Below are 15,742 nucleotides of genomic sequence, written 5' to 3' on the forward strand. Positions count from 1 at the left end.
CGTTATCGCCCAGCTTCAACTCATCCACCGAGACGGTATCGTTTTCGTTGATCACCGGCAGCGCGCCCAGCCGCAGCAACTCGCCCAAGGTGGCACGCGCATTGAGGTAGCGGCGACGGTTGCGCAGGTCGTCATGCGTGAGCAGTACCTGCGCCACCGGTCGCTCGAAAAAGCGCTGCCACAACGCAATCAACTGCGCCTGGCCCAAGGCGGCCAGTGCCTGCCGTGCCGCGATCGGTGCGCCGACATCCACCGCTTTGGGCAGGATGGCACGGCCGGCGGCCACCGCGCCCGACGACACGATCACCAGCTCGCGCCCGGCTGCCAGATTGGCGGAGACGAACTGCGCCAGACCGAGCGCGAAGCGCGGGGACAGCCCCCCCCCATCGGCGGCGAGCAGGCTGCTGCCGACCTTGAGCACCGCACGGCGCCATGGCGGCAATGCCTGCTCGGTAAAGGGCGACGACGTGCTGGCAGGCGTGCTCATGGCAATGACGTCCTCAGTGCGTGTTCCACTCATACACGGTCAGTGCAGAGGCACCGCGCAGCACCAGCGGGTCACGCGCAACGATCTGCTGGGCGTCTTCGAGGGTGGCCACGTTGACCAGCACATACGCCCCACCGCTGCGATCGCTGAAACCACCGGTCAGCTCAAGCTGCCCGGCGGCGCGCAACGCATCGAGAAAGTCCAGATGCGGCTGCACCACATCGGCGGGAAACCCCGGCTTGCGCAGCGCAAGCACCAGGTAACGGGTCGTCATGCGCGCAGCGCCTGCCAGCGCGCCTGCAGCACATCCAGCTGCAGGTCGGCTGCCGCACCGGGCGAGACGCGCGCAGCCAGGCTGCCCTCCGGCGTGCGCCCCTGCCCTGCGGTCTCGGAGGCTTGCGCTGCCGCCTTGTAAGCCTCGCGGAACGGCACACCGGCCACGGCGGCTTCCACTGCCACGTCGGTGGCGTACATGCCCGAATCGATGGCTGCGCGCAGTTTGTCCGGGCGCCATTCCAGATTGGCCAGCAAGGCCGGCAACAGTTCCAGCGCCGCAAGTCCGCGGCCAAAGCCGTGCACGATCGCGCCCTTGCTACTTTGAAGATCGCGGTGATAACCCGACGGCAGCGACAGCAGCTGTTCGATCTCGGTGCGCGCTGCCGCCACGCTGGCATGCGTTGCGCGCATCAGCTCGATCACGTCCGGGTTGCGCTTGTTCGGCATGATCGAACTGCCGGTGGTGTATTGCGCCGGCAAAGCGACAAACGCGAATTCGCCGCTGGTGAACAGCGACAGATCCCAGGCGATGCGGCGCAGATCCAGCGTGGCGCTGCCCAGCGCTTCGAGCGCGGCCAGTTCGTATTTGCCGCGCGAAAGCTGGGCATAGATCGGCGAGACCAACAGGCGTGCAAACCCCAGTTCGGCGGTGGTATGCGCACGATCCAGCGGCAGATTCACGCCATAGCCCGCGGCCGTGCCGAGCGGATTGCTGTCGACCAAGTGGACGGTGTCACCGGCGCGCACGGCATTGTCGATGAAGGCTTCCGCCCAGCCCGCCCACCACATGCCGGCCGACGACACCACCGCACGCTGGATGTGAGTGTAGCCCGGCACTGGCAGCTCGGCCTCGGCCTGTGCGCGCTCCAACGCCACCTCGGCGATCTCCGCGCTGAGCGTGGCCACGCGCTGCAGCTTGTCCTTCAACCACAAGCGGGTGGCGACCAGAATCTGGTCGTTACGGCTGCGGCCGGTGTGGATCTTGCGGCCTGCATCGCCCAGACGCTCGGTCAATCGCGCTTCGATGGCCGAGTGGCAATCCTCGTATTGCGCATCGAGCACGAATGCGCCGCTGCGGAAGTCGGCCGCCAGCAGATCGAGCTGCTCACTCAAGCCACCCAGCTCCTGCAACGACAAGATGCCGATATGCTGCAGCCCCTGCGCATGCGCCTTGCTGGCGGCGATGTCGTACAGGAAGAATTCGCGATCCAGGATCACATCGTCGCCGGCAAGGAAACTCTGGATCTTGGCGTCCACGGCAACGCCAGGTTTTTGCCACAACAGATTGGTCATCGGAAAGCGTCTCGAGTAAGTCGTCCAGTTTCGATCCCCGCACATGGATGTGCGGGCTGTTGCGAGGGACCCGCATCGTTAAATCCCTGCACAGGGATGTGCGGGCTGTTGCGAGGGACTCGCATCGTTAAATCCCTGCACAGGGATGTGCAGGCTCTTGCGAGGGACTCGCATCAACGAATTGCCATCAACTCGTCCCAGCCCAGCGCCAGGTTGAGGTTCTGCATCGCCTGCGTCGCTGCACCCTTGAGCAGGTTGTCCAGCGTCGCCACCACCACCACGCGCTTGTTGCCGGGCGCCAGCGTCACCCCGCCAATCTGCACACCGTGCTTGCCGGCGATGCGGCTCACCCAAGGCGCTTCGTCGACGATCTCGATCAACGGCTCGTCGGCATAACGCTGCGTATAACGCGCCTGGATCTGCTCGCGCGTCAGCGGCTGCTGCAGCCACAGATTGACGGTCATGGTGATGCCGCGGAAATGCGGCGCCACGTGCGGCATGAACTCCACCGGCACGCCGAGCTGCGCAGACACCTCGCGCTCGTGCATGTGGTTGGTCAGCGCATACGGCATCAAATTATTGGAGAGCAACTCGGGGTTGTTCTTGTCCGAGGGCGTGGTACCCGCGCCCGAATACCCGGAGACGCCGAAACACTGCGGCGGCCCGGCCAACTGGTCGAGCAGTGGCGCGATGGTCAGCTGCATCGCGGTGGCATAACAGCCCGGATTGCTGATGCGTCTTTGTCCGGCGTAGCTGCCGCGCGTCAGCTCAGGCAAGCCGTAGTACCAGGCCGGATCGAAGCGATAGTCTGCCGACAGATCGATCACCAGCGTCTGCGGCGTTGCTGCGTCGATCGCGGCGACGAAGGGCGCTGCCTTGCCATTGGGCAGCGCCAGGATCACCACGTCGGCAGCCTTGACGGCCACCGCGTCGGCATCCAGGTTCTCGTAGCGCAACTGCCCCTGGTAGGCATCGTTATGCTCGGCCACGCGCTGCCCGGCCAGCTCGCGCGAGGACACGAAGCTCAAGTGCAGCTGCGGGTGCGCCGCAACCAGTTTGATCAATTCCGAGCCGGTATGCCCGCGGGCGCCGACAATGCCGATGGTCTTTGGTTGAACAGTCATGCGTTTGCTTCCAGGCGGAACTGCAGGTGGCGTTTGACCCCTGCCCATTCCGTATCGATGATGGAAAACACCACGGTATCGCGCAGCGTACCGTCGGCGTGGCGGGTGTGGTTGCGCAGCACACCGTCCTGTTTTGCGCCCAGCCGCGCGATCGCCGTGCGCGAGGTGTGGTTGAACCAGCTGGTTTCGAACGCCACGCTCAAGCACCCCAATGTTTCGAAGGCGTATTGCAGCAGCATCAGCTTGGCTTCGGTGTTGACGCCGCTGCGCTGCATGCGCGGTGCGTACCAGGTGTAGCCGATCGACAGCCTCGGCACAGCTGCATCCAGCGCGTAGTAGCGCGTGCAACCGACGATGTCGCCGGCCGCATCGCGCACCGCAAATGGCAACGCGGCGCCATCGGCGCAGGCGGCCAAGGCTGCAGCGATATACGCATCGACCTGCTCCGGTGCGGGCACGCTGGTGTACCACAGCCGCGACAGCGCGCCGTCGCCCACTGCCTCACGCAACCCATCGGCATGCGCTGCCTGCAGCGGCTCCAGGCTCGCGTGCCGTCCACGCAGGCTGGGCTGTTCGCGCCAAAGGGGCGGCAAGCCGACGGCGCTCATCGCACTCAGCCCAGCAAAGTCGGCTGACGCGTCGCACAGTGCGCAACGCAATGCTGGATCTGCTCGAAATTTTCCAGCCCGTACCAGAACACCTTCCACTTCTCCTGCTTGATGCAACCGTCGGATTCGGCGTAGTAAAAGATATTGACCTGATTGTTATGGCGCGAGCGCCAGAACAGCTGCGGGGTCTCTTCGCGCATCACATTCCACACCGCGCGGCCAAGACCTTCGCCCTGCGCATCGTCGAGCACGGCGAACTTGTCCAGATAGGTCAACCTGCCCGCACCGAACTGGCCCTCGTCGGTCAGGATCACCGCCGCACGGTAGTTTTCGCTGACATACGCGCGCAGCAACGTGGTGGTGTCGAAATACTCCGGCACCAGCGTGCGGCCGAAGCTGGATTCGATCAGCGACTTCAGGCGAGGCAGATCCAGTTCGTCCCAGGAAGTCGCGCGCAGCACGCGCTCGCCACGCCGCACCAGCGTGCCCGAGCCCTTGTGGGTGAACAGCTCCTTGGCCAGGTCCGACGGCCGGGTGATCGACACCGACGACTCCAGCGGCAGACGATCGAGCAAGTCCTTGATCTGCTCGATCTTCACCCGCATGCCGCCATTGATCCACGGCTGCTGCATCAGGTGATCGAACTCGGTAGACAGGTTGATCGAGTCGATCAACTTGCCATCGGCATCCAGCAGGCCGCCGGTGCCGGTAAGGAAAATGATCTTGTACGGCTGCAGCTCCTGCACCAACTCGTTGGCGGCAAAATCCGCATTGACGTTGAGGATCTGCCCGCTGGGCGTTTCGCCCAGGCTGGTGATCACCGGGATGGAGCCGGCCTGCAGACTGGCTTCGATCGGCGCCAGATTCACCGCCTTGACCTCACCGACCAGGCCGTAGATGTCGCGATCCAGATACTCGGCCTCGAACACGCCACCGGTGATCGAGGTCGCACGCGCGCCGTTCTGCTGGAGCGCTTCCACCAGTTTCAGGTTGGAGGCCTGGAACACCTTGCGCACGATCGCCAACGCTTCCGGCGAGGTGACGCGCAGTCCGTTGATGGTGTGCTTTTCGATGCCGGCTGCCGACAGCTCTGCATCCAGCTGCGGGCCGGCGCCATGCAGCACGATCGGGGTCAACCCCACTTCCTGCAGGAACGACAGCGACGAGGTCAGCGCGTCCAGATCGTCGCGCAACACCGCGCCGCCCACCTTGACCACCGCAAAGCGCTTGGCATCGAGCTGCGAAAACCGCTTGAGGTACTGGCTGATTTCCTTCGCGCTGGCCATGCTCGAGAGCAGGCGCACGATGGTCTGGCGGGTCTGTTTGTGGGGCTGTGCGGAAGAGGACATTGCCGTGTTCGAAAGAGGAAAGGGAGCGCCAGGCGCGTGTCGGTTCAGTGGGAACCGTTGATGATGCGATGGACCGATTCGGCGTAACGCTGCAATTGCGCAAGCGTCACGAATTCGTCGGCGGTATGCGCCTGGGCGATGTCGCCCGGGCCATAGACCAGCGCGGTGTAGCCACCGGCCGAAAACAGCGATGCTTCGGTCCAGAAGTCCACTGCGTTGCCGATCGGCAGGTCCAGCGCATCGGCCACATCGCGTGCGGCCAGACGACGTTCTTCTGCGCGTGCGATGTCGCCGGATGGCAGGCTCGGCCCGCGAAAGGTTTCTTCGAAATGCGCTGCCGCCGGTTCGGCGAATCCGGCGAAGGTTGCCAGCAATCCATCCACGTCCATCGACGGCAGCGGACGAAAGCCGAAGCGCGCTTCGGCTGCCGGCGCGATCATGTTGGCCTTGATGCCGCCCTCGACGCGTCCGATGTTGAAGCGCAATCCGGTCAAACCACCGAAGCGCGCATGCGCCAGCGATTCGACATGGTCCAGCGCCTTGCCGCCCCAGCGCATTGCCTGATGCAAGGCGCTTGCAGAGGGGTCCTGTTTGCCCGAGGCGTGCCCGGCGCGCCCGGCAAACCGCATCAGCACCGAACTGATACCACGATGCGCCAGCACCGCTTCGCCCATGGTCGGCTCGGCCACCACGACAGCTTCATACGGCACGCCACGCGCCAGGAACGCGGCGATACAGCGCGGATCATTGGCTTCTTCGTCCGAAGAAAACAGGAACGCGGCATCGCCGTCACCGGTATTGGCCGCGGCAACCAACGCCGCCGCCGCGCCCTTGATGTCGCACACGCCCAAGCCCACCACGCGGTCGTCCAGACGCCGCATTACGTGCGGGTCGGCGCTCCAGTACGGCGAATCCGGCACGGTATCCAGATGCACATTGAACAGGTACTTCGGCGTGCCGCGCACCGCGTACAGGCTCACCGCACCTGCACCGTGATCGACCACCTCGGCCTCAAACCCCGGCAGCTGCGCACGCAGGTAATCGAAGATGCCGCCTTCGGCGGCAATCGCACGCGGCGGATTGCGGGTGTCGAACGCTACCAGCGCCTGCAGGTGGTCCAGCGTGGAGGTGAGCAGGTCAGTCATGTGTGTCAGGCAGCCGTGGTGGTGGTGGTGCGGTAGAGATCGGGATAGGCGATTTCCATCAACGCCTGCGGCCGCGCCGGCGCGGCGAAGCCGTGCTGTGCGTACAGCGCATGCGCATCGGAGGTGGCGAGCATGAAGCGGCGAAGGCCTTGCAGATGCGGATGGGCCATTACTGCCGCCACCAATTGCTTGCCATAGCCGCGCCCACGGTGTGCATCAAGCACGAACACATCGGCGAGATAGCCGAAGGTGGCACCGTCGGTGATCACTCTGGCGAACGCCACCTGCCCTACGCCCTCGCAATAACCGCCGAAACACAGCGAGCCGGCGATCGCCCGCTGCACCGTGTCCAGCGGGATGCCCAGGCACCAATAGGCCTGCTCGCTGAGGAAGCGATGGATCAACGGCAGGTCGAGTTCCTGCTTGTCGGTACTGATGCGTAGTGCGGGCATGGGTTCCATCGCAGTGGCCCTCTTCTCCCCTCCCCATGGAAGAGAGAGGGGCCTTTTGCTCAGCGGTTGACCTGCGCGTACAGCGTGGAGCTCATCCCGAACAGCTTGATGAAGCCCTCGGCCTCTTCCACGCCCCAGTCGGCCGATTGCGCATAGGTCGCACCCTTGGTGTTGAGCAGGTGCGGCGAACGCACCGCCACCGCATCGACGCGCCCCCCGCGGGTTTCCAGCGTCACCTCGCCATTGACCTTGGCCTGCGAGGACTTCAGGAACGCCTCGATATCGCTCTTGAGCGGGTCGTGATAGAAGCCTTCGTACACCAGCTCCACCCACTTGCGCGCCACGTCCGGCTTGAAGCGGTTCTGCTGCTTGGTCAGCACCGCATCTTCCAGCGCACGGTGCGCGGTGAGCAGCGAAATCAGGCCCGGCGCTTCGAATACGATGCGGCCCTTCAAACCGATCACGGTATCGCCGGTATAGACGCCGCGGCCCACGCCGTACTGCGCGAACAAGGTGTTGAGCTTGGCCAGGATCTTGGCACCCGGCAGCGGCTTGCCGTCCAGTTCCACCGCTTCGCCTTCGACGAATTTCAGCGTCACCGTCAGCGCTTCGCTCGGCCAGGCGCTGCGCGGCGCGCACCAGCCGCGCGCGCCCTCGCCTGGCGCTTCCCAACGGTCGATCTCGCCGCCGGACATGGTCAGGCCCAGCAGGTTCTCATTGATGGTGTAGGCCTGCTGTTTGGCACGCACGCCGAAGCCACGCGCTTCCAGATACTTCTGCTCATAGGCACGGGTCTGGGTGTGCTCTTTCTGGATCTCGCGAATCGGCGCGACGATCTGATAGTCGCCCAGCGCCTTCACTGCCAGGTCGAAACGCACCTGGTCGTTGCCCATGCCGGTGCAACCGTGCGCAATGATGCGCGTGCCCAATTCTTCGGCACGCTTGAGCGCAGCATCCACGATCAGGTAGCGGTCGGACACCAGCAACGGATACTGGCCCTGGTACCCCTCGCCCGCCCACACGAACGGCTTGACGAAGCCTTCCCAGATCGCCGGGCCACCGTCCACGGTGACGTGGCTGGCCGCGCCCAATTCGGCAGCGCGCTTCTCGATGAACTCACGTTCTTCGGCATCCACACCACCGGTATCGGCAAACACGGTGTGCACCGCATAGCCGCGCTCCTGCAGATACGGAATGCAGAAGCTGGTGTCCAGACCACCGGAAAACGCGAGAACGATGTCCTTGGTGCCGGAAGTCGCGATGGGGAATTCGGGATTGGTGGAAGCAGCGCTCATCATTGTTCCTTAGTACGTAAATGTGGGGGCCAAGGTGTTGCTGTTGCGATTCTCTATTCCCGATTCCCGATTCCGGCTTGCGAAGCAAGCGCCGCCATGATCGCCTTCTGCACATGCAGGCGATTTTCGGCTTCGTCGATGGCGATGCAGTTGGGCGAATCCATCACTGCGTCGGTCGCCTTGACGTTGCGACGCAGCGGCAGGCAGTGCGAGAACACGCCATTGTTGGTCAGCGCCATCTTGCGTTCGTCGACGATGAAATGCTGGTACTGGTCGCGAATCGGTTTTTCCGGTTCCCAGTTGCCGAAGAACGGCAGCGCGCCCCAGCTCTTGGCGTAGACGACATCGGCGCCGGCATAGGCGCTGTCGATGTCATGGCTGACCTGTAGCGAACCACCGCTTTCGACCACGTTTTGCGCGGCCCAGTCCATGTAGCGCTGATCCAGGATGTAATCCGGCGTCGGGCACAGCAGGGTCACGTCCATGCCCATGCGGGTGGCGATGGTCAGCGCCGAGTTGGCCACCGCTGTGTTCAGCGGCTTGGGGTGGTAGGTCCAGGTCAGCACGTACTTCTTGCCGCGCAGATCCTGGGTACCGAAGTGTTCCTGCAGCGCCAGCGCATGCGCCAGCTCCTGGCACGGGTGGGTGATGGTTTCCATGTTGATCACCGGCACCGGCGAATACTTGGCAAAGCTCTTGAGCACCTGGTCTTCGCGGTCCTTGGACCAGTCCACGAACTTCGGAAACGCGCGCACACCGATCAGGTCGACGTAACGCCCCAGCACACGCGCCACTTCGGCGATGTGCTCTTCGGTGTCGCCGTCCATGACCGTGCCCAGATTGAACTCGATCGGCCACGCATCCTTGCCCGGCTGCAAGACCACCGCGTGCCCGCCCAACTGAAATGCGCCCAGCTCGAAGCTGGTACGGGTGCGCATGGACGGGTTGAAGAACACCAGCGCAATCGACTTGCCCTTCAGCTCGCTTCCCAGCTTGTTGCGTTTGAACAACGCGGCCTGGGTCAACAGCGCGTCCAGTTCGGCGCGGCTCCAGTCCTGGGTGTTCAAGAAGTGCTTCAGTGACATCGATCGATCCTTTGCTGCGTGCTACTGCTGCGTTTGTCCGCCAGGAGCGACGGGGTGCGCGACATGCGCGTTTCTTGCGGTTGAAACTTTTGTGACGCCAAAACGAAAAAACCCAGCCTGGGAGCTGGGTCTTCGACGTCGGAACAGCAAACGCCCCGGCTTACCCAGCGAACATGTGGGATTCCGGTCGGCGGGCACGCGAGGTCATGCCGGAGGCCATCCGGGCGGCGCTGGTGTCGTGCTGAAAGGCGTTTGCTTGCATAGGGCGCGAATCCTCGCACGCATGTGGGCACGGCGCAACCGCTGCGCATCTCATCGCGGCGGCGCGACGATGGCGTCGGGAATGTACGGGGTCACCGAAACCCGGATGCGCAGCCGGTTACCCGGATCTTCCGGCAACCGCGAACGGTATTTGGTGCCCTTGTAGACATAGTCCACGTCGAAGGCGATTGGCCGGCGGAACTCGCGCGGCACTTCCACGACCTTGCAGTTGCGTCGCGTGCTGGTCGGGGGCACCGCAGCGGGCGCGGCCGGTTCGGGGCGACGCGAGAACATTTCCTTGACCGAATCCACCATGCGGTTGATGCGGCCCTCGTCCTCGGACGGCGCTGCAGCAGCCTGTACCGCCTGTTCGGATTCGCATTGCTCTTCGATACGCGTGGCGCGAAGCGTCTGGTAGACCGGCTCGACGTTGAGCACCTGCGCATAATCCAGCTTCACGTTCTCGATCACCACGACCCGATTCTTGGGGTCGGGCTCTGCCGCGTACGCCGGAATGAGGTGCCCGGCAAACGTACACAGCAGCATGAAGAACGGAGAAGGTCGCATCAGTACCGGGAACGCGCAGCCAGGCAGTACGTAAGTGTATGGAGCTTGCGGCCGCGTGGGCTGAACGCAACCCATCCGGTCGCCATTGTCAGGCTGGCGATTCGCCATCGCGCCACAACGGGCTAGAATCGCGCGATTGCCCTTTTTCGGATGCCGATGAGCCTGCGCCTGCACAACAACCTGACGCGGCGGGTCGAGCCGTTCGCGCCGCTCGATCCGTCCAGCCCCACCCTGTATGTCTGCGGTCCCACCGTCTACAACTACGCGCATATCGGCAACGCCCGCGGCCCGGTGGTCTTCGATGTGCTTGCCGCATTGCTGCGGCGACGCTACGGCGCGCTGCGCTACGCGCGCAACATCACCGACGTGGACGACAAGATCAACGCCGCCGCGCAGGCGCAGGGTGTGCCGATTTCGACGATCACCGACCGCTTCGCGGCGATCTACCGGCAGGACATGGCGGCGCTTGGCGTGGTTCCACCGGACATCGAACCGGAGGCCACCGCGCATATCCCGCAGATCGTGGCGATGATCGAGCAGCTGATCACCAATGGGCATGCCTACGCCGCAGAAGGCCACGTGCTGTTTTCGGTTTCCAGCTTCGACGGCTACGGCAAGCTCTCGCGGCGCGACCCGGACGAAATGCTGGCCGGCGCGCGCGTGGACGTGGCGCCGTACAAGCGCGACCCCGGCGACTTCGTGCTGTGGAAACCCTCCAGCGCCGACCTGCCCGGCTGGGAATCGCCCTGGGGCCGCGGCCGCCCGGGTTGGCATATCGAATGCTCGGCGATGGCTGCGGCGCATCTGGGCCCCACCATCGACATTCATGCCGGCGGCGTGGACCTGCAGTTTCCGCATCACGAAAACGAGATTGCGCAGAGCGAGTGCGCGCATGGCGGCGCCACCTTTGCGCGGTTCTGGCTGCACAACGGCATGCTCAATTTCAGCGGCGCGAAGATGAGCAAGTCGCTGGGCAATATCGAAACCGTGCACGAGCTCATCGCCAGGCATCCGCCCGAAGCGCTGCGCTATGCGCTGTTGAGCGCGCATTACCGTCAGCCGCTGGATTGGTCGGATGGGCTGATCGAGCAGGCGAAAAACACGCTGGACCGGTTGTATGGCACGTTGCGGGATCTGGCTGCGCTGCAAGCCGATAGCGGCAACGATGTCGCGCCATCGAGGACGATTCCCGTCGAGGTGGAGTCCGCGCTCGAAGACGATCTCAACACGCCGCTGGCCTTGTCGGTTATCGCCAGCATCGCCTCGGAAGCGCGCGCGCTGCGCAATGAGTTGGTTCATGGCGGCGAACCCTCGACGCGTATGAGCGACCTTCATGCGGTGCACGCGAAGTTGCTGGGCGCCGGCTTGGCCTTGGGACTGCTGCAGCAAGATCCGGCCGCCTGGTTCTCGCGCGGCACTGATGCCGGCGACGATGCACGCATCACCGCCTTGGTCGAAGAACGCAGCACGGCAAAAAAAGCCAAGGATTTTGCCCGCGCCGATGCCATCCGCAAGCAACTGGCAGAAGAAGGCATCGTGCTCGAAGACACCCCGCAAGGCGTGCGCTGGAAACGCGCTTGACCTCCTCCCTTCTCCCGCCGGGAGAAGGTGCCCCGCAGGGGCGGATGAGGGTACGGGCGAAGCCGCATGAGAGAAGTTAATGCACGTGGCTCCGCCCGTACCCTCACCCCAACCCCTCTCCCATAGGGAGAGGGGCTATCACCGACTGATTCTGGATGTTAGATGACCACCTCCCCCTTCCCGCTTGAACCTACTGCCACCGAGGCGCAGGCCGCCATTGCCGAGGAATTCTCCTTTTTTGGCGACTGGTCCGAGCGCTACCAGTACCTGATCGATCTTGGCCGCAAGTTGCCCACCTTCCCGGAACAATGGAAAACCGAAGAGCACCGCCTGCACGGCTGCCAATCGATGGTCTGGATCGTGCCGGAAGGCAACGCCGAGCGGCTGGATTTCCATGCCGTCAGCGATTCGGCCATTGTCTCCGGGCTGATCTACCTTGCGCTGCGCGTGTATTCGGGGCGTAGCGCGCAAGAGATACTGGCCACCGAGCCTGACTACATCGCCGGAATCGGCCTGGCCAAGCATCTGTCGCCGACCCGCAGCAACGGCGTGGCGGCGATGCTGGCCTTCATCCGCGATACCGCGCGCGCGCAGCAGTGAGCACGCCCGCCCCGTCGCCCGCCGATTCGCTGCGGACGCTGCTTGCCCATCCAGGCTTCGGCCTGGTGCTGCTCTACCGCGTGGCGGCGATGCTGTCCTACCAGATCGTCGCCGTGACGGTCGGTTGGCATATCTACGAAATTACCGGCAACCCGCTCTCGCTGGGGCTGATCGGCCTGGCCGAAATCCTGCCGTTCTTCTGCATCGCCCCCTTCGCCGGCTACCTGGTCGATCACCTGCCGCGCCGCCGGCTGGGCATGGTCGCCGTGCTGGGTTTGGTCGCGACCGCGCTGCTGCTGTTGGCGATCACGCAAGGCTGGCTGCCCGTCGAAGGCGTGTGGCCGATCTATGCCGCCATCTCGCTCACCGGCGCGGCGCGCTCTTTCTTGTCGCCGGTCTACAACGCCTTGTTCGCACGGGCGCTGCCGCGCGAGGCATTCGCGCGCGGTGCCAGCATCGGCAGCGTCACCTTCCAGGCCGGCATGGTGATCGGCCCGGCGCTGGGCGGTGTGCTGGTCGGCTGGGGCGGCAAGGGCCTGGCCTACGGGGTCGCCGCCAGCGTGGCGATGCTGGCGATCCTGGCGTTGGCACTGCTGCGTGTCAGCGAGCCGGTCAGCGAGGGCCCACGTGCGCCGATCTTCCGCAGCATCGCCGAAGGCGCGCAGTTCGTACTGTCCAACCAGATCATGCTGGGCGCGATGGCGCTGGACATGTTTTCGGTACTGCTCGGCGGCGCGGTATCGATGTTGCCGGCCTTCATCCACGACATCCTGCACTACGGCCCCGAAGGCCTGGGCATCCTGCGCGGCGCGCCGGCGCTGGGTTCGATCGTGGTTGGCGTGTGGCTGGCGCGGCACCCGCTGCAGCGCAATGCCGGACGCGTCCTGCTGCTGTCGGTGGCCGGCTTCGGACTCTGCACCATCGCCTTCGGACTGTCGCGCCATTTCTGGCTGTCCGCTGCAATCCTGCTGGTGTACGGCATGTGCGACGGCGTCTCGGTGGTGGTGCGCCAGACCATCCTGCAGCTGGCCACCCCCGATGCCATGCGTGGCCGGGTGTCTTCGATCAACGGCATCTTCATCGGCTCGTCCAACGAGCTGGGCGCGTTCTACGACGGCGTCATGGCGCGCCTGGTCGGCCTGGTGCCGGCGGTGGTCATCGGCGGCTGTGTCACCCTGGGCGTGGTGGCCACCACCGCCTGGAAGGCGCCGCGCCTGCGCAAGCTGGACCTGCGCGATCTGCAGTGAGCTGCGCGATCGCGTGATTGCCTGTGCCCACAGCGCCGCTGCGGTGCGAAGGTGTTCGAGCTGCGGGCCGCAGTCACGTGCCGCCACGCAGCTGCGTGCGACGGCGTCCCACAAACGGCGCTGACTGACCAAGCGCTAATTCGACGTATCAGGCGCCCATAAAAAAAACCCCGCACATGGCGGGGTCTTTCGGCGAGCCGGGCGGACGGTCAGTCGCCCTGCTGCTTCTGCAAGTGCTCCCAACGCTCCTGGGCGTCGATGGTGCGCTCGGCGGTCAGACGCGCTTCCAGGCGGTCCAGGCCAATCTCTTCGCCGGTGTCCACGCAGTAACCGTAGTCGCCGTCTTCCAGACGCTTGAGCGTGCTGTCGATCTTGGAGATCAGCTTGCGGGCGCGATCACGGGCACGCAGTTCCAGCGAGTTTTCGGTCTCGCGGGTGGCGCGTTCGGCTTCGTCGCCGATGTCGCGCACTTCTTCGCGCAGGTTTTCGATGGTCTGCTTGGATTCCTCCACCATCTCGTTGCGCCAGCTCTGCAGACGCTGGCGGAAATATTCCTGCTGCAGCTTGTTCATGTACTCCTCGTCCGCGGCAGGCTTGTAACCCTGCGGCAGGATCGGGCGACCGGTGGCTTCGTCGGTCTTGTACTCGACCACCTTGTACTTGGTCTTGGGCGCCGAGCTGGACGGCTTGGACGTCACGGCCACGGCCACCTTGCCGACCGGACGGGTCGCAGCAGGCTTGGCGGGGGCTTCGGTTTTGGTTGGCGTTTTTGCGGAAGATTTCGAAACGGGCACGGGATTCTTAGATGACGGGGTCGCAGGCTTTGCCGGCTTCGCAGGGACGGCCTTGGGGACCGGTGCGGGCGCGGGCTTCTCGGCCTTGACCGGGACTGACTTGGCCGGAGCCGGCTTGGTGGCCGGCTTCGGTACGGACTTGGACGCCACCGGCTTGGCAGCCGGTTTGGCGGCAGCCGGAGCTGCCTTTTTCGCCGCCGGCTTGGCAGCACTCTTGGCGACGGGTTTCACTGCCTTGGGGGCTGCGGACGCGGTGGGCTTGGAAGCCGGCGCCGGCTTGGCGGCGGCCTTCTTCGCAGGTGCCTTCTTCGCAGGTGCCTTCTTCGCGGGTGCCTTCTTGGCAGCCGGCTGCTTGGTCGCCGGCTTTGCGGCCGGTTTCGCAGCAGCAGACGTCGCTGCCTTTTTCGCAACGGGTTTGGCGGACTTCTTGGCGGCCTCTACGGCCTTTTTTGCAGGTTTTTTAGCAGCCACGAAACGCTCATCCTTGGTTCCCCCGGGGCCCGGGAAAGCGGGCCTTTATAACGTACCCCGCGGACCCCCGGCAACCACCTATTAATGCAAGTGGCATATCATTGGCAAGTGATCTCACGCCTGCTCATCGCGCTGCTGCGCGTCTACAAGCTCGTCATCAGCCCCCTGCTCGGGCCGCGTTGCCGTTTTGCACCAAGCTGTTCGGACTACGCGATGACCGCCATCGGCCGCTTCGGCCCGCTGCGCGGCAGCTGGCTTGCCGCACGCAGGCTCGGCCGCTGTCATCCTTTCCATCCGGGCGGATTCGATCCGGTGCCCGATGCGCCCACCTCGCCCTCCCCGTCTTCTTCCTGCAGCTGCAAAGGACCCCATCCATGAGCCGAACCGTCATCGTCAATGCCCGCCTGGTCAATGAAGGCAAGGAGTTCGACGCCGATCTCCTGATCGAGGGCGGCCGCATCGCCAAGATCGACAGCAAGATCGTCCCTGCCCCTGGCGATACCGTGGTGGACGCCGCCGGACGCTGGGTGCTGCCAGGCATGATCGACGACCAGGTGCACTTCCGCGAGCCCGGCCTGACCCACAAGGGCGACATCGCGACCGAATCCGGCGCCGCTGTCGCTGGTGGCCTGACCAGCTTCATGGACATGCCCAACACCAATCCGCCGACCCTGGATGCCGCCGCACTGCAGGCCAAGTACGACGCCGCCGCCGGGCGCGCCTGGGCCAACTACGGCTTCTACATGGGCGCCAGCAACGACAACCTGGCCCACATCCAATCGCTGGACCCCAAGACTGCACCAGGCATCAAGGTGTTCATGGGCGCCTCCACCGGCAACATGCTGGTCGATAACCCCGAAACGCTGGACGCCATCTTCCGCGACGCGCCCACGCCGATCATCACTCACTGCGAAGACACCCCGACCATTGATGCGACGATGGCGCAGTACAAGGAAAAGTATGGCGATGCGCTGACACCGGAGATGCACCCGGACATCCGTTCGCGTCAAGCCTGCCTGAAGTCGTCGCAGCTGGCGGTGTCGCTGGCGCGCAAGCACAACACCCGCCTGCACGTATTGCACATCTCCACTGCCGACGAGCTGTCGC

The 15,742-nt window shown here is 64.6% G+C and carries 17 protein-coding genes and 1 pseudogene; 6 read left to right on the plus strand and 12 right to left on the minus strand.

Going from position 1 to position 15,742, the window contains the following annotated elements; genetic code table 11:
- From EO156_RS23660 to EO156_RS23710, 11 genes and pseudogenes are all read right to left on the minus strand, one after another.
- Window positions 1-487: pseudogene (locus tag EO156_RS23660) on the minus strand (glutamate 5-kinase); the annotation flags it as partial.
- Between the two features lie 13 nt (window positions 488-500).
- Window positions 501-761: a YciI family protein gene (locus EO156_RS23665; protein ID WP_016850021.1), complete on the minus strand. Its 261-nt coding sequence runs from the start codon at window positions 759-761 to the stop codon at window positions 501-503.
- Window positions 758-2,056, minus strand: coding sequence for an argininosuccinate lyase (locus EO156_RS23670; protein WP_003486963.1), 1,299 nt, complete (start codon window positions 2,054-2,056; stop codon window positions 758-760). Before EO156_RS23670 ends, EO156_RS23665 begins: the two co-directional genes overlap by 4 nt.
- Window positions 2,057-2,229: 173 nt before the next feature.
- Window positions 2,230-3,180: an N-acetyl-gamma-glutamyl-phosphate reductase gene (argC, locus tag EO156_RS23675; RefSeq protein ID WP_005913120.1), complete on the minus strand. Its 951-nt coding sequence runs from the start codon at window positions 3,178-3,180 to the stop codon at window positions 2,230-2,232.
- Window positions 3,177-3,788, minus strand: a complete 612-nt coding sequence (locus tag EO156_RS23680; RefSeq protein ID WP_003486958.1) for a GNAT family protein — start codon at window positions 3,786-3,788, stop codon at window positions 3,177-3,179. The genes argC and EO156_RS23680 overlap by 4 nt, the downstream gene beginning before the upstream one ends.
- A 5-nt stretch (window positions 3,789-3,793) precedes the next feature.
- Window positions 3,794-5,137 (minus strand): acetylglutamate kinase, encoded by a 1,344-nt coding sequence (locus EO156_RS23685; RefSeq protein ID WP_003486956.1) that lies wholly within the window; start codon window positions 5,135-5,137, stop codon window positions 3,794-3,796.
- Window positions 5,138-5,181: 44 nt separating this feature from the next.
- Window positions 5,182-6,282 carry an acetylornithine deacetylase gene (locus tag EO156_RS23690; protein WP_005922549.1) on the minus strand — a complete coding sequence of 367 codons (1,101 nt, stop codon included), beginning with the start codon at window positions 6,280-6,282 and terminating at the stop codon, window positions 5,182-5,184.
- Window positions 6,283-6,287: 5 nt separating this feature from the next.
- Window positions 6,288-6,743, minus strand: a complete 456-nt coding sequence (locus EO156_RS23695; RefSeq protein ID WP_016849037.1) for a GNAT family N-acetyltransferase — start codon at window positions 6,741-6,743, stop codon at window positions 6,288-6,290.
- Between the two features lie 50 nt (window positions 6,744-6,793).
- Entirely contained in the window at window positions 6,794-8,032 is a 1,239-nt protein-coding gene (locus EO156_RS23700; protein ID WP_003486949.1) for an argininosuccinate synthase, read from the minus strand.
- Between the two features lie 50 nt (window positions 8,033-8,082).
- Window positions 8,083-9,114 (minus strand): N-acetylornithine carbamoyltransferase, encoded by a 1,032-nt coding sequence (locus EO156_RS23705; protein ID WP_003486947.1) that lies wholly within the window; start codon window positions 9,112-9,114, stop codon window positions 8,083-8,085.
- A gap of 312 nt (window positions 9,115-9,426) precedes the next feature.
- On the minus strand, window positions 9,427-9,921 hold the full coding sequence (locus EO156_RS23710) for a hypothetical protein (protein WP_003486945.1): 495 nt from the start codon (window positions 9,919-9,921) through the stop codon (window positions 9,427-9,429).
- Window positions 9,922-10,098: 177 nt separating this feature from the next.
- Between EO156_RS23710 and cysS the strand changes: the two genes are divergently transcribed.
- The 3 genes from cysS (at window position 10,099) to EO156_RS23725 (ending at window position 13,370) form a co-directional block, all read left to right on the plus strand.
- Window positions 10,099-11,523, plus strand: coding sequence for a cysteine--tRNA ligase (cysS, locus tag EO156_RS23715; protein WP_016849036.1), 1,425 nt, complete (start codon window positions 10,099-10,101; stop codon window positions 11,521-11,523).
- A 162-nt stretch (window positions 11,524-11,685) separates the two neighbouring features.
- Window positions 11,686-12,123: a SufE family protein gene (locus EO156_RS23720; RefSeq protein ID WP_011051530.1), complete on the plus strand. Its 438-nt coding sequence runs from the start codon at window positions 11,686-11,688 to the stop codon at window positions 12,121-12,123.
- Complete coding sequence (locus EO156_RS23725) at window positions 12,120-13,370, plus strand: MFS transporter (protein WP_003486939.1); 1,251 nt, start codon at window positions 12,120-12,122, stop codon at window positions 13,368-13,370. Before EO156_RS23720 ends, EO156_RS23725 begins: the two co-directional genes overlap by 4 nt.
- Before the next feature lie 209 nt (window positions 13,371-13,579).
- Here EO156_RS23725 and dksA read toward each other — a convergent pair whose 3' ends face one another.
- The gene (gene dksA / locus EO156_RS24550; RefSeq protein WP_011408725.1) at window positions 13,580-14,068 is read right to left on the minus strand and encodes an RNA polymerase-binding protein DksA; all 489 of its coding nucleotides are present in this window, start codon (window positions 14,066-14,068) and stop codon (window positions 13,580-13,582) included.
- A 58-nt stretch (window positions 14,069-14,126) separates the two neighbouring features.
- On the opposite strand from dksA, the gene EO156_RS24555 reads away from it, so the two are divergent.
- The 3 genes from EO156_RS24555 to EO156_RS23740 form a co-directional block, all read left to right on the plus strand.
- Window positions 14,127-14,720 carry a hypothetical protein gene (locus EO156_RS24555; protein WP_016849035.1) on the plus strand — a complete coding sequence of 198 codons (594 nt, stop codon included), beginning with the start codon at window positions 14,127-14,129 and terminating at the stop codon, window positions 14,718-14,720.
- Complete coding sequence (yidD, locus tag EO156_RS23735; RefSeq protein ID WP_005913106.1) at window positions 14,720-15,013, plus strand: membrane protein insertion efficiency factor YidD; 294 nt, start codon at window positions 14,720-14,722, stop codon at window positions 15,011-15,013. Before EO156_RS24555 ends, yidD begins: the two co-directional genes overlap by 1 nt.
- Window positions 15,010-15,742, plus strand: a 733-nt coding sequence (locus EO156_RS23740; protein WP_164735869.1) for an amidohydrolase family protein, incomplete at its 3' end; no start/stop codon positions are given. The genes yidD and EO156_RS23740, both read left to right, overlap by 4 nt.

This window comes from Xanthomonas sp. DAR33341, assembly GCF_003992815.1.
Taxonomy (GTDB): domain Bacteria; phylum Pseudomonadota; class Gammaproteobacteria; order Xanthomonadales; family Xanthomonadaceae; genus Xanthomonas; species Xanthomonas cissicola.

What these genes read in the sequence shown, in the direction of transcription:
- EO156_RS23665 (WP_016850021.1), bottom strand. Translation starts at nt 761, where the DNA reads ATGACGACCCGTTACCTGGTGCTTGCGCTGCGCAAGCCGGGGTTTCCC.
- EO156_RS23670 (WP_003486963.1), bottom strand. Translation starts at nt 2,056, where the DNA reads ATGACCAATCTGTTGTGGCAAAAACCTGGCGTTGCCGTGGACGCCAAG.
- argC (WP_005913120.1), bottom strand. Translation starts at nt 3,180, where the DNA reads ATGACTGTTCAACCAAAGACCATCGGCATTGTCGGCGCCCGCGGGCAT.
- EO156_RS23680 (WP_003486958.1), bottom strand. Translation starts at nt 3,788, where the DNA reads ATGAGCGCCGTCGGCTTGCCGCCCCTTTGGCGCGAACAGCCCAGCCTG.
- EO156_RS23685 (WP_003486956.1), bottom strand. Translation starts at nt 5,137, where the DNA reads ATGTCCTCTTCCGCACAGCCCCACAAACAGACCCGCCAGACCATCGTG.
- EO156_RS23690 (WP_005922549.1), bottom strand. Translation starts at nt 6,282, where the DNA reads ATGACTGACCTGCTCACCTCCACGCTGGACCACCTGCAGGCGCTGGTA.
- EO156_RS23695 (WP_016849037.1), bottom strand. Translation starts at nt 6,743, where the DNA reads ATGGAACCCATGCCCGCACTACGCATCAGTACCGACAAGCAGGAACTC.
- EO156_RS23700 (WP_003486949.1), bottom strand. Translation starts at nt 8,032, where the DNA reads ATGATGAGCGCTGCTTCCACCAATCCCGAATTCCCCATCGCGACTTCC.
- EO156_RS23705 (WP_003486947.1), bottom strand. Translation starts at nt 9,114, where the DNA reads ATGTCACTGAAGCACTTCTTGAACACCCAGGACTGGAGCCGCGCCGAA.
- EO156_RS23710 (WP_003486945.1), bottom strand. Translation starts at nt 9,921, where the DNA reads ATGCTGCTGTGTACGTTTGCCGGGCACCTCATTCCGGCGTACGCGGCA.
- cysS (WP_016849036.1), top strand. Translation starts at nt 10,099, where the DNA reads ATGAGCCTGCGCCTGCACAACAACCTGACGCGGCGGGTCGAGCCGTTC.
- EO156_RS23720 (WP_011051530.1), top strand. Translation starts at nt 11,686, where the DNA reads ATGACCACCTCCCCCTTCCCGCTTGAACCTACTGCCACCGAGGCGCAG.
- yidD (WP_005913106.1), top strand. Translation starts at nt 14,720, where the DNA reads ATGCAAGTGGCATATCATTGGCAAGTGATCTCACGCCTGCTCATCGCG.